The 15,699-nt window shown below is 63.0% G+C and carries 16 protein-coding genes; 7 read left to right on the forward strand and 9 right to left on the reverse strand.

Annotated features, from left to right (window positions below; genetic code table 11):
* Positions 1 to 10 precede the first annotated feature (10 nt).
* Both pdxA and rsmA read left to right on the forward strand, forming a co-directional pair.
* The gene (pdxA, locus tag AB7783_RS09755) at positions 11 to 1,015 is read left to right on the forward strand and encodes a 4-hydroxythreonine-4-phosphate dehydrogenase PdxA (RefSeq protein ID WP_441277495.1); all 1,005 of its coding nucleotides are present in this window, start codon (positions 11 to 13) and stop codon (positions 1,013 to 1,015) included.
* A complete protein-coding gene (gene rsmA / locus AB7783_RS09760) occupies positions 1,012 to 1,884 on the forward strand; it encodes a 16S rRNA (adenine(1518)-N(6)/adenine(1519)-N(6))-dimethyltransferase RsmA (protein WP_441277496.1) in 873 nt (290 codons plus the stop codon). Before pdxA ends, rsmA begins: the two co-directional genes overlap by 4 nt.
* On the opposite strand, the gene AB7783_RS09765 is transcribed toward rsmA, so the two are convergent.
* On the reverse strand, positions 1,868 to 3,037 hold the full coding sequence (locus AB7783_RS09765) for an MFS transporter (RefSeq protein ID WP_441277497.1): 1,170 nt from the start codon (positions 3,035 to 3,037) through the stop codon (positions 1,868 to 1,870). The two genes, rsmA and AB7783_RS09765, sit on opposite strands and share 17 nt — an antisense overlap.
* Before the next feature lie 95 nt (positions 3,038 to 3,132).
* Between AB7783_RS09765 and AB7783_RS09770 the strand changes: the two genes are divergently transcribed.
* From AB7783_RS09770 to AB7783_RS09790, 5 genes are all read left to right on the forward strand, one after another.
* The gene (locus tag AB7783_RS09770; RefSeq protein ID WP_441277498.1) at positions 3,133 to 4,446 is read left to right on the forward strand and encodes an HdeD family acid-resistance protein; all 1,314 of its coding nucleotides are present in this window, start codon (positions 3,133 to 3,135) and stop codon (positions 4,444 to 4,446) included.
* Between the two features lie 118 nt (positions 4,447 to 4,564).
* Positions 4,565 to 5,623 (forward strand): alcohol dehydrogenase, encoded by a 1,059-nt coding sequence (locus tag AB7783_RS09775; RefSeq protein WP_441277499.1) that lies wholly within the window; start codon positions 4,565 to 4,567, stop codon positions 5,621 to 5,623.
* A gap of 81 nt (positions 5,624 to 5,704) precedes the next feature.
* Positions 5,705 to 7,084, forward strand: a complete 1,380-nt coding sequence (locus tag AB7783_RS09780) for a caspase family protein (protein ID WP_441277500.1) — start codon at positions 5,705 to 5,707, stop codon at positions 7,082 to 7,084.
* 29 nt (positions 7,085 to 7,113) lie between these two features.
* Entirely contained in the window at positions 7,114 to 7,611 is a 498-nt protein-coding gene (locus tag AB7783_RS09785; RefSeq protein ID WP_120292355.1) for a hypothetical protein, read from the forward strand.
* 27 nt (positions 7,612 to 7,638) lie between these two features.
* Positions 7,639 to 8,115, forward strand: coding sequence for a hypothetical protein (locus tag AB7783_RS09790; RefSeq protein ID WP_441277501.1), 477 nt, complete (start codon positions 7,639 to 7,641; stop codon positions 8,113 to 8,115).
* A 16-nt stretch (positions 8,116 to 8,131) separates the two neighbouring features.
* Here AB7783_RS09790 and AB7783_RS09795 read toward each other — a convergent pair whose 3' ends face one another.
* From AB7783_RS09795 to mltG, 8 genes are all read right to left on the reverse strand, one after another.
* Positions 8,132 to 8,956, reverse strand: coding sequence for an ABC transporter permease (locus AB7783_RS09795; RefSeq protein ID WP_081421783.1), 825 nt, complete (start codon positions 8,954 to 8,956; stop codon positions 8,132 to 8,134).
* 71 nt (positions 8,957 to 9,027) lie between these two features.
* Complete coding sequence (locus AB7783_RS09800) at positions 9,028 to 10,107, reverse strand: extracellular solute-binding protein (protein WP_441277502.1); 1,080 nt, start codon at positions 10,105 to 10,107, stop codon at positions 9,028 to 9,030.
* An 11-nt stretch (positions 10,108 to 10,118) separates the two neighbouring features.
* Positions 10,119 to 11,159 (reverse strand): ABC transporter ATP-binding protein, encoded by a 1,041-nt coding sequence (locus tag AB7783_RS09805; protein WP_441277503.1) that lies wholly within the window; start codon positions 11,157 to 11,159, stop codon positions 10,119 to 10,121.
* Entirely contained in the window at positions 11,156 to 11,944 is a 789-nt protein-coding gene (locus AB7783_RS09810; protein ID WP_089263942.1) for an ABC transporter permease, read from the reverse strand. The genes AB7783_RS09805 and AB7783_RS09810 overlap by 4 nt, the downstream gene beginning before the upstream one ends.
* A gap of 85 nt (positions 11,945 to 12,029) precedes the next feature.
* Complete coding sequence (locus AB7783_RS09815) at positions 12,030 to 12,653, reverse strand: TIGR00725 family protein (protein WP_089263941.1); 624 nt, start codon at positions 12,651 to 12,653, stop codon at positions 12,030 to 12,032.
* Positions 12,654 to 12,657: 4 nt separating this feature from the next.
* Entirely contained in the window at positions 12,658 to 13,332 is a 675-nt protein-coding gene (gene gmk, locus AB7783_RS09820) for a guanylate kinase (protein ID WP_093758293.1), read from the reverse strand.
* 2 nt (positions 13,333 to 13,334) lie between these two features.
* Entirely contained in the window at positions 13,335 to 14,222 is an 888-nt protein-coding gene (locus AB7783_RS09825; RefSeq protein WP_093758292.1) for a YicC/YloC family endoribonuclease, read from the reverse strand.
* Between the two features lie 119 nt (positions 14,223 to 14,341).
* Positions 14,342 to 15,622, reverse strand: coding sequence for an endolytic transglycosylase MltG (gene mltG, locus AB7783_RS09830; RefSeq protein WP_441277504.1), 1,281 nt, complete (start codon positions 15,620 to 15,622; stop codon positions 14,342 to 14,344).
* Positions 15,623 to 15,699: the final 77 nt, after the last annotated feature.

Here is a 15,699-nt window from a genome sequence, read left to right on the forward strand (position 1 = left end):
GGGCGGCACCATGACCAAACCTCTTGCGCTGACATTGGGCGAACCGGCCGGCATCGGTCCGGACATTGCGATAGCTGCCTGGCTGCGTCGACACGAACTCGACCTGCCCCCGTTCTATCTGCTTGGTGACCGTGACTTCATGGCGGAACGTGCCAAGACGCTTGGCCTCGACGTCAGGCTGGCCGATGCAACGCCCGCCGGTGCTGCTGAGACGTTTGCTGACGCGTTACCAGTGGTGTCGATCGGGCAGACGGTCACCGCGCCTCCCCGTCGTCCTGATGCTTCCAGCGCGCCTGCAGCCATCGCCTCGATCCGTCAGGCGGTCGCGGACGTGGAAGCCGGCCATGCCGGCGCCGTCGTGACCAACCCGATCGCCAAGAGTGTGCTCTATCGCGCAGGTTTCACCCACCCCGGTCACACCGAATTTCTCGCCGAGCTTGCCGCCCGCGACGGAAAGGTCCCGCTGCCGGTGATGCTGTTGTGGTCGCCCGAACTGGCCGTGGTGCCCGTCACGATCCATGTCTCGCTGCGCGATGCTATTGCCCAACTGAGCGGCCCGCTGATCACTGCCACCGCACGCATCGTGGTCAACGACATGAAGACCCGTTTCGGCATCAAGCGGCCGCGACTGGCCATTGCTGGCCTCAATCCGCATGCCGGCGAAGATGGTTCGATGGGCGACGAGGAGCAGGCCTTCATCATGCACGCGGTCACCGTGTTGCAGAACGAAGGCATCGACGCACGCGGGCCTTTGCCCTCCGACACCATGTTCCATCCCGCGGCCCGCGCGACCTATGACTGTGCGATCTGCATGTATCACGATCAGGCGCTGATCCCGATCAAGACCATCGCCTTCGATGAGGGCGTCAACGTCACGCTCGGCCTACCCTTCATCCGCACCTCACCCGATCATGGCACCGCCTTCGACATCGCCGGCACCGGCAAGGCCAATCCATCGAGCCTGATTGCGGCGCTGAAACTCGCGGCCCGCATGGCTGCGACACAATCCACATGAGCGGGATCGACGATCTGCCGCCGCTGCGTGACGTCATCAAACGTTTCGATCTGCAGGCGCGCAAATCGCTCGGCCAGAATTTTCTGCTCGACCTCAATCTCACCGCACGCATCGCCCGTTCCGCCGGCCCGCTGGAAGATTGCACGGTCATCGAAATCGGCCCCGGCCCCGGCGGCCTCACCCGTGCATTACTGGCGACGGGCGCCAGGCGCGTCATCGCCGTCGAGCGTGACGAGCGCGCGCTCGGCCCGCTCAAGGAAATCGCCGCGCACTATCCTGGTCGGCTCGAGATCGTCATCGGCGACGCCCAGACCTTCGATCCGCGCCCGATGCTATCAGGCGAGCGTGCCAAGATCGTCGCCAACCTGCCCTATAATATCGGCACCCAGCTTCTGATCGACTGGCTGTGCACCGAGCCTTGGCCACCCTGGTACGACATGATGGTGCTGATGTTCCAGCGCGAGGTCGCCGAACGCATCGTCGCCGTCGAAGATGACGAGGCCTATGGCCGGCTCGGCGTGCTGTCGAACTGGCGCGCCGACACCAAAATCCTGTTCGACATCTCGCCGGCCGCCTTCACGCCGCCCCCGAAGGTGACGTCATCGGTTGTGCGCCTCGTTCCCCGCGCGGAGCCAGAGGCCTGCGAACGACGCCTGCTGGAACAGGTGGCGGCTGCGGCATTCAATCAGCGCCGCAAGATGCTGCGGCAGAGCCTGAAATCCCTCGGCGTCGATCCGGAGCGGCTCGCCGCAGCTGCCGATGTCGACGTTACCCGGCGTGCCGAGACGGTTCCGGTGTCAGGTTTTGTCGCAATGGCACGCGAATTATCCGAGATCCGAAAAACCAAGAGCGTTACGCCGACGCCTTGATCTCCTGCGCTGGGCTCCTGATCGCGGCCCACATGAAACATGTGCAGGCGAGTGCCACGAACATCGGCAGCCCATGCGTCAGTCCCTGCATCGCAGCGCCGGCGAAGACCGGGCCGATCAGCGCGCCTGCGCCCCACATCAGTCCCATTGCAGCATAGATGCCGACCAGCTGGCTGCCGCGAAAGCGGCTGCCGACAATGGTCAGCATGATCGTATAGATGCCGACGAACACACCGCCCCACACGAACAGCAAGGGATAGGTGGTCCACGGCGACAACAGCGCCCATGGCCACACGAGCGCACCGATCACCGCCAGCCCCGCCAAAGCGATGATCATGCGACGTCGGTCGAGCTTGTCGCCAAGCCAGCCAATCGGGAGCTGCAGCACAATGGCGCCTATCATCATGCACGACATCAATTGCGTCGCTTCTGTCTCGAGCCAGCCGAGCTTCACGGCATAAAGCGCGAGGAACGACAGCCCAGCGCTTTCCACCGTTGCATGCAGCACCGTTGCCGCCATCGCGATCGGCGCCAGCATGATGAAGCGCAGCGGATTGGCATCCACGGGTTCATCGAACACCGGCTGCGCAATCCCGGGCATCGCCAGACACATCAAGGCAAGGATGGAGAAGCCCGCACCGATCCAATAAGCGGTCCCGCCCTGCGTCCCCACAAGGGACAGCGTAAACGGACCGAGCGCGAAGCCTACCGAGAGCGCGGCAGTATAGGCCGCCATGGCGCGGGCCCGTGTCGCGTCGGTGCTCAGGCTGTTCAGCCAGGTTTCCGACATCACGAACAGCGTTTCGGACGCGGCGCCAAGCACGATGCGCAGCGGAAACCACAGCCAGATCGACGGCACCGCCGGAAACAGCACAAGTACCGCGGCAGCAACGGCCAGCGCGCCGATCACCATGCGCCGCATGCCGGCGCGGGCGGCGAACCTTGGCAGCAAAAATGCCATGGCCAGCACGCCAACCGCATGCATGGCGGCATTTACGCCGATGAACGTGTCTGATGAACCGCGTTCGGCCAGATCGAGCGCGATCAATGCGGCGCTGAGGCTGTAGGTCAGGCCGAAGATCATCGCCGCTCCGATGACCGCTGCGCGTGACCAGAGCGTGGAACCGGGTATGGAACCGGCTGAAGACTGCATGCGTGACCCCACGATGAACGCAGAGCTCCTCGCATAAAAACATTAATCATCCGCTGGCTATATCTGGCCCTGGAAACTGGGATCATGGGCAACCGATGATACGACTGCTGCTCCTCCTGCTGGGCGCGGAAGTGGTGCAACGGCGCTGGCGGTTGCTGTTTGCGATCGGCGTGCTGTGGGCCGCCTTGGGCCTCGCTATCGTGATCGACGCGTTCGATGGCAGCACGATCGTGCGACCGCACTATTTCGGCTACCTGCTGCTGCTAGAAGGCATTGTCAGCCTGTTGGCTGCCCTGCTTGCCGTCACGCGCCGGCCCTATCAATTCGCCAAGGCCGTTATCCTGATCGTACCGGCCGTTATTATCATCGCGCAGCCGCGTCATTCCAACCTGTTGATCGCGATGCTGCTGGGCGGCGTGCTGCTGCTCGACGGCAGCGCGCGCATCGTCAGTGCCTGGGTGGTGCGCTTCGAGAGCTGGCGGATGGCAATCGGTGCTGGCGTGATCGAACTGATGCTGGCCGCCACCACGCTGGAACCATGGCCGACCTGGTACGAGGGCACGATCGGCTTCAACATCGGCGCGTTGCTGATCGTATCGGGACTGAGCACGATGTTGCTGGCTAATCGCTTGCGGCGATTGCCACCGGATGCCCCCATCTCGATGCTGGTGGGCGGCGCGTTTCCGACCGCATTGTGGGTGCCCGCCACGCCGGATGATGCCGGCAAGGACGATCTCGTCGTGCATGTCTGGACACCCACAGGGCCCGGCCGCAGGGCGCGGCGCCGACCGCTGGTGGACCGCTATATTGCGGCTGTCGACGCCAATGGTATCGTCTCCACCGGACATGCAGCACTTGAGCTCACGCCCAATGTCTATGTCAGCCATTATCCCGCCGTCGAAATCGATCGCGCACCGGATGAGTTCGGCCGCGTGCTGCGCGCGGGCGTCGAGAACGACCTGCCCGGCCGTTTCCAGCCGAGCTATGCCGAGGAAGCACAAGGATGGTGCAAGGCCACTGAACATGTCCGTTTCACGCGCATCGACCGCGTCCGCGTCCGCCACTTCTGGCGCACCTACCGCGTTGATACGACCTACAACCTCACCAGCCGCAACTGCTCGACCGCCGTGGCACACGCGCTCGACGCAGGCCTCGAGGGTGTGCTTGGACGCACCGATCGGCCTTGGCGTGCATTTTTCCAGGCCGTGGCCACGCCCGAATTGTGGGTTGCAAGCGTGTTGCGACGCCGCGCCGAAGCAATGGCATGGACGCCCGGCCTGATCCTCGACTATGCGCGGCTGCTGCAGGCGGTGGTCGAGCCCGTGCCAGAACAAATCTCCCCCGCATGGTCGCGCCTTAGAAGGCTCAGCATTCGCCGCGCAGCACGGGCCCGCATACGCGCGACATGATCCTCTCAAGACGACCGCGACGTCGGCAAGAAGGTGCAGACTTGGCGCTCTTTCGCACCCTTGAACTCGCCCCCATCCTGTGATTGCTAGGATGCAACGAAGTCTAGGGAAAACAAAAATGGCTCTTATGAAACGCCAGTCTCTGGTGAAATTCGACGCTCCGCTCTGCGAAACCATCGTCGACACGCCGAAGCCGCAGGGCAAGGAAGTGCTGGTCCGCATCGAGTGCTGCGGACTCTGTCATTCGGATTTACACATCCAGGATGGCTACGCGGATCTCGGCGGCGGCAAGAAGCTCGACACCACGCGCGGCATGACGCTTCCCTTCACCCTCGGCCACGAGATCGCCGGCATCGTCGATGAGGTCGGTCCCGATGGCGATCAATCGCTGATCGGCAAAAAGAAAGCCGTCTTCCCGTGGATCGGCTGCGGCAAATGCCGCGACTGCCTGGCAGGCGATGAGAACCTCTGCGCCAAGAACCGCTTCCTCGGCGTGTCGCTCGACGGCGGTTTCGCAACGCATGTCCTCGTACCGGACGAGAAGTATCTGCTCGATTACGATCCGCTACCGATCAACATGGCGGCGACTCTGATGTGCTCGGGCATCACCGCTTACGGCGCGCTCAAGCGTCTCGTCGATCGCCCGCGGCAGCGCAACCTACTGCTGGTCGGTCTCGGCGGCGTCGGCATGGCGGGTCTCGCGCTGGCACAGGCGATGTTCAAGCAGCCGGTTTCGGTCGCCGACCTCAACCCCGCCGCACGCGAAGCCGCGCTGAAGAACGGCGCCGCCTTCGCCTATGACCCTTCCGAGCCCGATGTCGCCAGGCGCATGGTCAAGGAGAACGATGGCGGCTTCGATGGCGTGGTCGACTTTGCTGGTAATGACAAGTCCATGAACTTTGCGGTGGCCACGGTGGCGCGGGGTGGCAAGATCGTGGTGTCCGGCCTGATGGGCGGCGAGTTCAGCCTACCCATGGTGCAATGGATCTACAAGCGCATGACCATCGAGGGCTTCATGGTCGGCACCCTCGAGGAAGCCAAAGAGCTGATGGCTCTGGCCCGCGCCGGCAAGCTCAAGCCGACGCCGATGAAGGCGGAGCCGATGGACGATGCCCAGAAGTGGATCGATGAACTGCGCGCCGGGAAGGTCGTCGGCCGGATCATGCTGACCAACTGAATTAGACTGCACTCAGGCTCTGGCCCGGATTGCGCTTCATGCGATCCGGGCTAGGATATGTCCCATTGCAGGATGGGATTCATGGACCATTTCGTCCAACCGGTCAGGTCGCTTGCGCGAATTGCCGCGCTGATAGCCCTGACTTTGCTGCTCTCGGTCAGCGCTGCATTGGCCGAGAAGCGCATTGCGCTTGTGGTCGGCAACTCCGGCTACCAGAACATCACCCGCCTCGATAACCCGAAGAACGACGCGAAGCTGATGGCGGAGACGCTGAGCGGTCTCGGCTTCACGTTGATCGGCGGCACTGCGCAATTGGACCTGGACAAAAGCGCACTTGATCTCGCCGTGCAGAATTTCGGCCGGCAGGTTCAGGGCGCTGACGTCGCCCTGTTCTATTACGCGGGCCACGGCGTGCAGGTCAGCGGCTCCAATTACCTCGTGCCGGTGAACGCCAATCCCACCCGCGAGGCGGATGTTGATTTCCAGATGGTCGATATCAATCTGGTGCTGCGGCAGATGCAGGGCTCCGGCACGCGCCTCAACATGGTCATTCTCGATGCCTGTCGGAACAATCCGTTCGGCGCGCGCGGCTTGCGGGCTTCCGATGGCGGCCTCGCCCAGATGCGCGCACCGGAAGGCACCCTGATCTCCTATGCGACCCAGCCCGGCAGCGTGGCGCAGGACGGCAGCGATGGTAACAGCCCCTATACCAAGGCATTGGCGAGTACCGTGCGTCAGGCTGGGCTTGATATTTTCCAGACCTTCAATCAGGTCGGCCTTGCCGTGAAGCGCGCCACCGGCGGCTCGCAACAGCCTTGGGTGTCGTCATCGCCGATCGATGGCACATTCTACTTCGTGGCACCAACCGCCACCGTGCCGCTCGTCGTGCCGCAGAAGCCCGTGCAGGAAGCCCGCCTGCCCGATGCGCCGCGGATCGATTTCGACAAATTGCCGATCACCGATCCAATCAAGCTTACAGAAATCAGCGACCGGCTTTATGAGCTGAATTTCGATCCCGAACCGCTGAACAGCAAGAATGGCATCGCGGTTGCGATCCGCGATTTCCAGGTCAAAGGCGGCATGCCGCCAACGGGAGAGGCGACCGAGGGCCTGCTGCAGCGTTTGCGCAGCGCGAGCGACCAGAAACAATGGGGCTCGATCGTCTATGACATCAAGAACAAGAAATGGGGCATGTCGTGGGATCAACCGTCCCGCAAGTCAGCCGTGACCAAGGCACGCGCCCAATGCGGCACGGCTCCCTGCCCGCTCGAACTGTCGTTTTACGGAGCGAATTGCGGCGCCTTCGCAGCTCTCGGCGGCAACTGGTCGCTTGTCGCGCGGCCCACGCTTGCACAGGCGCGCGATGCGGCCATCGATCAATGCACCAAAACAGGAAAATCATGTCCGATTGTCGGCGCCATCTGCGCCAACGCCACGATGGGGCCTGACGCGAAATTGTAAGTTCGATCTTTTTTTGAAAGTTATTGAACATGATTTTTCGATCTGGACTTCTGATTGGTTTGGCCATTCTGATATTTTCGGGAGACACAGCTCTGGCACAGGGCGCAACCGGTGGCAGCCTTGGCAATGACAGCAAGACGCTGTCGGGCTCCTCCCCCGAATCCCGATCAGCGGCGCCTGCCCAACGCGAAAGCTCCGAACGCCGCGCGCCGCGCCGTCAGACCGCGCCGCGCAACCGTGGCGAGGGCGCGGGAGGCGGCGGAAATTTCGACGGCGCCTGGTCGATATCGAGCGTAGGCACCTCCGGCTGTTCCGACACATTCACGGAAAGCTTCGTCGTGGCCAACGGAAGGATGATCGGCAAAGACGGCAGCGCCCCGGTCAGCGCCAACGGGACAGTGCGCGGAAGCGGAAACTACAGCGGCATCCGCGTCACCAGCCAGGGTCGCCTCTCCGGCCGTACCGGTTCGGGAGTTTTCCAGCGATCCGATGGATGCTCGGGCCGCTGGGTCGCAAGCAAGCAGTAACCGCCCATGACAATCCCGCAGATCATCATGAAATCCGTCATCCTCCCCTGTCTGCTCATCATCGCACTCGGCGGCAGCGACGCATGGAGTCAGGGCGCAACCGGCGGCAGCCTCGGCAATGACAACAAGACGCTGTCCGGCTCGTCTTCCGAGCCGCCTGCCGCCAAGCCAGCCCGCCGCGAGCGATCCGAGCAGCGTGCAGCTCCAGCCCGCCGCGGCGCTGGTGAGGGCGGCAGCGCCACCAGATTCGACGGCATGTGGCAGATCACTTTCACCGGTCAGTCGGCGGTGTGCGCGGGCAAAACCGCCAGCAGCACATTGACGATCTCCGGTGGGAGCGTCGGCGGGGGCGGTAACATCAGTCCAAGCGGCGTATTGCAAGGGGTCGGCAGCAGCGGCAGTGTGAGCGCGGTCATGACCGGCCGCCTGTCCGGCCGCAGTGGTGGCGGCTCGATGCAAATGTCGAATGGCTGCACCGGTCGCTGGATGGCCAGCAAGCAATGAGCTTCCGGCTGTCTCGCTACGACTTGCGCTGCGGCCGCATCGCCTCGCCGATCGCCACGACGACGGCGCAGATCGCGACCAGAACGATGGATGCAGCCGACGCGGCCGGCAGATCGGTGCCCGTCTCCGAGATCTTGCTGTAGAGCACCAGCGGCAGAATGTTCACCTGCGTGCCGGCCAGCGCCAGCGCCGTACCATAAGCGCCGACGGCAACTGCGGCCGTCAGGCAATAGGCCGCGATCAGGCTCGGCAGTATCTGCGGCAGCATCACTTCAGTCAGCGTGCGGAAGCTCCCTGCACCGAGCGAACGCGAGGCCAGCATCTGGTTGCGATCGAAGTTACTGATCGCCGGGAGCACGATCAACACGACGCGCGGCACCAAGTAATAGGAATAAGCCAGACCCAGTCCCACCGGTGAAAAGATGAAGCCACCGATGACAGCGGGATCGAAGCCCAGTTTGGCGAGCAGCAGCGTCACGAAGCCGGCGCGGCCAAGCAGCAGGATAAAACCGTAGGCGACGATCAGCCCCGAAAATGTCAGCGGCAGCGAGATGGCAATCAGCGCTGCGGTGCGCAGGCCCGGCGCGAACCGCGCCAGTGCAAGCGCCACGCAGAAGCCGACGACGAGCGAGAACAACGGCGCGACAGTCCCCAGCACCATTGTGCCGCGCAGGCCGTTCCAGAACACCGGATCACCAGCCAGGCGGCCGAAGGCGCTGCCGCCATCCGCGAAGGCGCCGACCAGCACCGCACAAACCGGGATCAGGAAGAACAGTCCCAGCACCACGCTGCCGGGAACGGCGAAGGCAGCGAGCATGGATGTCGGAACGCGCGCGCTCATCGTGATCTTTATTCCGTAATGACGAAACGCGATCCCCGCGCTATCGCGGAGATCGCTTTGGTGAGTTCGGCTTACTGGCCGAGAACGGCCTTGGCCCAACCGGCATCGATCTCGGCCTTCTTCGCGGTGGCCTTGGCGATATCCATCGCCTGCACCTGCGGCGCGGCCGGCATCTTGTCAGCAACGCTCGGCGGCAGGGCGACACCGGGCACGGCCGGACGCACATAACCTTCGGCGAAGATCTTCTGACCTTCATCGCTCATGATGAAGTTGAGCCAGAGCTTGCCGGCGCTCGGGTTCGGGCCGTTCTTCACCAGCGAGATCGCGTATGGCGCGGCGGCTGAAGCTTCCTTCGGAATGACGACGGACACGCCATCGCCGAGACCGTCGGTGAACTTGGCCTTCAAACCATCGTTCTCGTAGCCGATCCAGATCGGAATCTCACCCTTCAGGAACTGGGCGTAAGGCGTGGTGCCAACTGTGCGCAGGACGTTGCCGGCCTTGGTGAGCTTGCCGAGATAATCGATACCCGGCGCCACATTGTCCATGCTGCCGCCATTGCCGAAGGCTGCGGCGAAGGCCACCACCTGGCCCTGCCCCGTCGAGCGCGGGTCTTGATACACAATGGCGTTCTTGTATTCCGGCTTCAGGAGATCGGCCCAGCTCTGCGGCACGGTCTTGACCAATTTGGTGTTGACGAGAAACGCCACGCTCAGCGTGTGGATGGTGAACCAGCGGCCTTCGGCCTCGCGCAACGGATCGGCGAGCTTGTCGAAATTCACCGGCTTGAAGCCATCGACGACGCCAGCCTTTGCTGCGTCCAGAGCGGACGCTGCAAAGTAATAGGCCGTATCGGCCTGCGGACGATTGCGCGCCTTGTCGAGGGCAACGACGGTCGCCGCAGAACCGAGGTCGTTATAGACCATCTCGACGCCGGGATAGCGCTTCTGGAAGGCCTTGAACTGGTTGGCCCAGTTGGCCCAGGTCGGTCCGGTATCGAACGACACGACGAGGCCTTCCTTGCGCGCTGCTTCGTACAGCGTCTTCTCGCCGGCGTAGAGTTCGGCACCTTCAAAGGCCCCTGCGGCCGGGCTGATGGCAATGGCGAGGGAAGCTGCGGCAACGCCGCTCAGAAACTTGCGTCGGTTCATGTCGATCTCCTCTATGAGGTCGGGGGAAGAAGGCGGATGGCATCGTGCGGGATAGTCACGCCGGTGATTGGCCCGCGCAGATGGGTTTCGAGACGGATGGCGCCGCCGGCGACGGCCATATCGATGCGCCTGACAGGGCCGAGGTAACGGTCGGCGGACATGGAGCCGGCGAAGCAACATGGATTGCTCGCATCGACGGGTCCTGTGATCGGCTCGACCCGTTCAGGACGCACGAACACAGTGACCTTCGCACCGAGGCTTTTGCCCTGCGTATCGCAGGCCAGCGCGCCAATCGGCGTTGTCACCATGCCATCGCCGGAGACGCTGCCGGACCACAGATTGGATTGACCGACAAATGCCGCGACACTGGCATCGGCCGGCGTCTCGTACAGTTCGCGCGGCGTGCCGATCTGCACGATGCGACCATCGCGCATCATCACGACCTTGTCGGCAATCGACAGCGCCTCTTCCTGATCATGCGTCACCAGTAGCGTCGCAATGCCGGCCTGACGCTGCACGCGCAGAATTTCGTCGCGCATTTCCAGTCGCAACCCCGCATCGAGCGCCGACAGCGGCTCGTCGAGCAGCAGTCCCTGCGGCTCGAACACCAGCGCACGGGCCAGCGCAACGCGCTGCTGCTGGCCGCCCGACAATTCCGCTGGATAGTCCTCTGCCCGCTTACCCATGCCGACACGTCCCAGCATCTCGATGGCACGCGCGCGCCGATCCTGTTTGGCGATACCGCGCACCTTCAGCGGATAGGCGATGTTTTCCCAAAGCCGCATATGCGGGAACAACGCATAGTTCTGAAACACGACACCCAGACGACGCGCCTCGGGCAGTGACGTGCCGACGTCATTTCCATCGATCAGGATGCGCCCCGTGTCAGGCTTGAGGAAGCCCGCCAGCAATTTCAGAATCGTCGACTTGCCCGACCCCGACGCGCCGATGATCGCCAGCAATTCGCCGCGGCCGATCTCCAGGGCAATGTCGAACACACCAGTGCTCGTGCCCGGATAGCTGTAGCTCACTTGATCGTATCGCAGCGTCACGCGCCTGCCCCCACTTTACGCCGGCCGGTGACCCGCGCCGTCAGCCCGCTGGTCAGCGATGCGATCATCGCCAGCCCAAGCAATACGACGGTGGCCGCGCAGGCAAAGCCCGTCGCGCCATAGAACGCCTGCAACAGCACCACAGGATAGGTGCGCGACAGAAAGCCAGAGACCAGATTGGATAATTGAAATTCACCGATCGAAAGCGCTGCCACTGTCAGCATGCAGGACAGCAGGCTCGTATGCAGCTGCGGCAGTGTGACGTCCCACATACGTGCCGGAAAAGATGCGCCGAGCGTTGCGGCTGCGTGCTCATATTCGGCGAGCCCGAGCTGATCCATATCGGCAACAAGAGCCGTCACCGTATAGGGCAGCGTCAATACGAGGTGCCCCGCCGCCAGTAGCCAAAAACTGCCAAGCCACGGCAATGCATCCGACGAGAAGACGAGGATGAAGCCGAAAGCGAGAACCAGTTCGGGCACGGCAATCGGCATCAGCGTGACGATCCGCGCCGCGAGCCGCACACCACCCCGCGCGCCGGCATGAATGGCGTAAGCGAGCGGAAGTCCAATCAGGATGTTGAGAATGCAGGTGGTCGCGACGATCTTCAGGCTGGTGATGAAAGCGCGGCGAAAGCTGGGATCGCCGGCGACTTCCTGATACCAGCGCCAGGTGAAGCCTGACGGCAGAAGCGTCCCGCTCCAGACTTCTCCAAAAGAGCCGACGAACAACAACAGGACTGGCGCCGCGAGAAAAATCAGATAGGCGATCGCGACGAACGGCACGAGCCATGTCCCCTGTCAAATGTGATGCTGAAGTCTGCGCCTCAGTATAACGGCGGCATATCAGTTTTATGACAGAGCGGCAAAGTTATGCATTTGCGAGAAGGCGTGCTGCGATGCGAGCGATGACGCCGTCGACATCAGCGACGCGCTCGACCGTATTCACCTCAGGCGCATCGGCCATCGCCAACACCAGGCGATTGAATTGTAGTCCCAGCGCCATCTCCGAGAGTGTCCCGACACCTCCGCCAATCGCGACCAGCACGAGACATGCGCGCGCGATAATGGCATTCCGTGCGGGGCCGATGCCCGTTGCGATGGGGATCGCAACATAGGGATTGGCTGCGTGCCATTCCTCATCGGGCAGCAGACCAACAGGCATGCCGCCTTCCTGCGCGTGGCCCTTGCACGCAGCTTCCATCACGCCGTTCTTGCCGCCGCACAACAGTTGCAGGCCATGGCGCGCCAATGCTGCGCCCATCTGTTCGGCGAGATCGCGTTGCGCTTGTGTCGCGTCTCGCGGCCCGATGATGCCGATCGGCACGCGGCGCAGCTTGCGCGTTACTGCGAGCCGCAGCAACGCCTCGGAAGCCGTCACAGCTTCTCCACCCTGCTCCACGGCATCATCACGCCACGTCAGCGCCAGCGGATCGAATAGCCGTGCGCCATCGCTGAGCTGCTGCGTGCGCTCATTCCAGAACAATGCCTGCATGGTATTAGCCTTCGAGTTCTTGCTGCAATCCGCGCACGAAAGATGTCAGCCCGGTACGGCGTTCGCGCTTCAGACGTTCGGCCTTGAGGATCGACTGCACCTCGCTATAGGCCTCCTCCACATTGTGGTTGATCACAATGTAGTCGTATTCGGCCCAGTGGCTCATCTCGTGGCTGGCGCGGCTCATGCGCCCGCGGATCACTTCGTCCGAATCCTGCGCGCGGGTATGAAGTCGCTTTTCGAGATCGGCCGCCGAGGGCGGCAGGATGAAGACGCTGACGACGTCGGCCCGGGCTTTCTCGCGCAATTGCTGCGTACCCTGCCAGTCGATATCGAACAGCACGTCATTGCCGGCTGAGAGCGCGGCTTCCACTGGCGCACGCGGCGTGCCGTAGCGGTTATCGAACACCGTGGCCCATTCGAGCAGTTCATTGCCCTTGGCCATCTTCTCGAAGCGCGGCTTGTCGACGAAGATGTAGTCCTTGCCGTCAACCTCGCCGGGCCGCATCGGGCGCGTCGTGGCCGAGACCGACAGTTGCAGCCCCGGCATCCGGTCGATCAGCAGCCGCGTCAGCGTCGTCTTGCCGGCACCGGATGGCGATGACAGCACGAACATCAGCCCGCGCCGTTCGACTCCGTCAAAGCCAGCTTCTTGAGAATTTCGGCTGCCCCCGGACATGGTCACTCCAGATTTTGTACCTGTTCACGGAATTGCTCGACCACGTTCTTCATCTCAAGGCCGGTGCTGGTCAATTCCAGATCGTTGGATTTCGAGCAGCAGGTGTTGACCTCGCGATTGAACTCCTGCGACAGGAAATCCAGCCGCCGCCCCACCGGACCGCCCTTCTTGATCATTTCGCGCGACTGCGAAATGTGCGACGCGATGCGGTCGAGTTCTTCGCGGATGTCGGCCTTGGTCGCCATCATCAACGCTTCCTGATTCAGCCGATCACTATCGAAACGATCCGACGCCTCGAGCAACGTCGCGATCTGTTCGGCAAGCCGTGCACGAATGGCTTCCGGCTTGCGGCCGGGCGCGGCCTCGGCCTTCTGCGACAGCGCCTCGATTTCATTCAGACGCTGGGACAGGATGTCACCAAGCGTCATGCCCTCACGCTTGCGCATGGCGACCAGCGCGGTGAGAGCCTCTTCGAATGCTGCGGTCACGGCAGCCTTCGCCGCCTTGTCCTCGGCCTCGTCAGCCTCGGGCTCGACCACTTCGATGACGCCCTTGATATTCATCAGGCCATCGACGCTCGGCGCGACGGCGTCGATCTTGCTGGCCAATTCGGCGGCAATACGCAGCACCGAATTCAGCACCTCTTCGTTGATCCGCACGGTCGAAGCCGCATTGCTGCGCTTAACGGTGAGGTTCGCGTAAACCGTGCCGCGTGACAGCACTTCAGTGGCGCGCTTGCGGGCGACCGCCTCGACTTCGTCGAAACCCGGGGGCATCCGGAAGCGCAGGTCGAAGCCCTTGGCGTTGACGGATTTCAGCTCCCACTCGAAGCTGTAAGGCCCGCTGGTGCCGTGGCTTCGCGCAAAGCCGGTCATGCTCGACAACGCCATCGCGGAACGTCTCCAAAGAATACGAGTAAGATTCGCAAGGCGCGAACCGGCTCAGGTTAGGGCCTTTTCAGGCCAAGGGGAATTCGAAGCAGAAGCCAGCGCAGGCTTGGTGGTACGGCCTATTGCTGGACAACCGGCGGTGTACCCGTCGACTGCGCAGCGCCCTGACGGGCCGGCGCGGCTGGCGCAGGAGCCGTACGGGCACGCTGTTTGGCCGGTGCGGGTCTGGCCGGACTTGTACCCGTCGCGGCGGCAGGATCCGTCGCCGCTCCGGTAGGCGCAGCAGTAGCCTCTTCCGGCGGCTCGACAGCGTCGTTCTGGACGGCCTTCTCGAGCGCGCGCAGCTTGCTGACATTCTTCTGGTGCGCATCGTAGGTTTCGGTAAAGGCGTGACCGCCGGTGCCATCGGCAACGAAGAACAGGTCGCGGGTGCGTGCCGGATTGGCAGTCGCCTCAAGCGACGCACGGCCCGGATTGGCGATCGGGCCCGGCGGCAGGCCTTCCACCACATAGGTATTGTAGGGCGACGGCTGCTGGATCTCGCTGCGCTTGATCGGACGGCCCAATGTGCCCTTGCCGCCGACGATGCCATAGATGATCGTCGGATCCGACTGCAGCTTCATCTTCTGGCGCAAGCGGTTGGCGAACACGGCGGCCACCCGGCTGCGCTCATCGGCGCGGCCGGTTTCCTTCTCGACGATCGAGGCGAGCGTCACCAGCTGTTCAGGCGTCTTCGCCGGAATGTCGGCGTTACGGCGTTCCCAGACTTCGGCCAGCACGCGCTTCTGCAATTGCTGCATGCGCTGGATCACCTGGTCGCGCGGCGTGCCACGGGGGAATTTGTAGGTCTCGGGCAACAACGTGCCTTCACGCGGCATTTCACGGATCGAGCCGGTGAAGATGTCGTTATCGGTCAAACGCGCGACGATCTGCTCTGAGGTCAGGCCCTCGGGAATCGTGATGGAGTGTTGCACGACCTTGCCTTCGACGATGGTGCCGATGACATCGCGCAGATTGGCGTTCTTCTGGAACAGATATTCGCCGGGCTTCAGTTCCGAGCTGGCCTTCAACGCAAACACGGCGCCGATGAAAACCCAGCGATTGGCTGAGATCACGCCTTCGCGCAGCAACGCTTCGGCGATGTCGCCTTTGCCCGCACGCGCGGGGATATTGACGACCTTTTCTTCCTGCAGCGGTCCCGGCGCTTCCAGCGCCTGGCGACCATAGACATACGCGCCACCTGCACCGAGCATGGCGACGATAATGATGGTGATGATGGCATTACCGGCAACCACGAGCGGATTACGCGCATGATCAGAACGCTTCGGCGGCGGCGGAACCTGCTCCGGCTCCAGCGCGGCACGCGGACTCCTCGGCGAAATGGGCGGCCTCTCACTCATCGATAGTACCTGATCCTGTCGGTTCAATCGTGACGGGGACAAACACGATCCCCGCCAATAACATACGCCCAGTGTAG

Source organism: Tardiphaga sp. 172_B4_N1_3 (assembly GCF_052076035.1).
Lineage (GTDB): Bacteria > Pseudomonadota > Alphaproteobacteria > Rhizobiales > Xanthobacteraceae > Tardiphaga > Tardiphaga robiniae.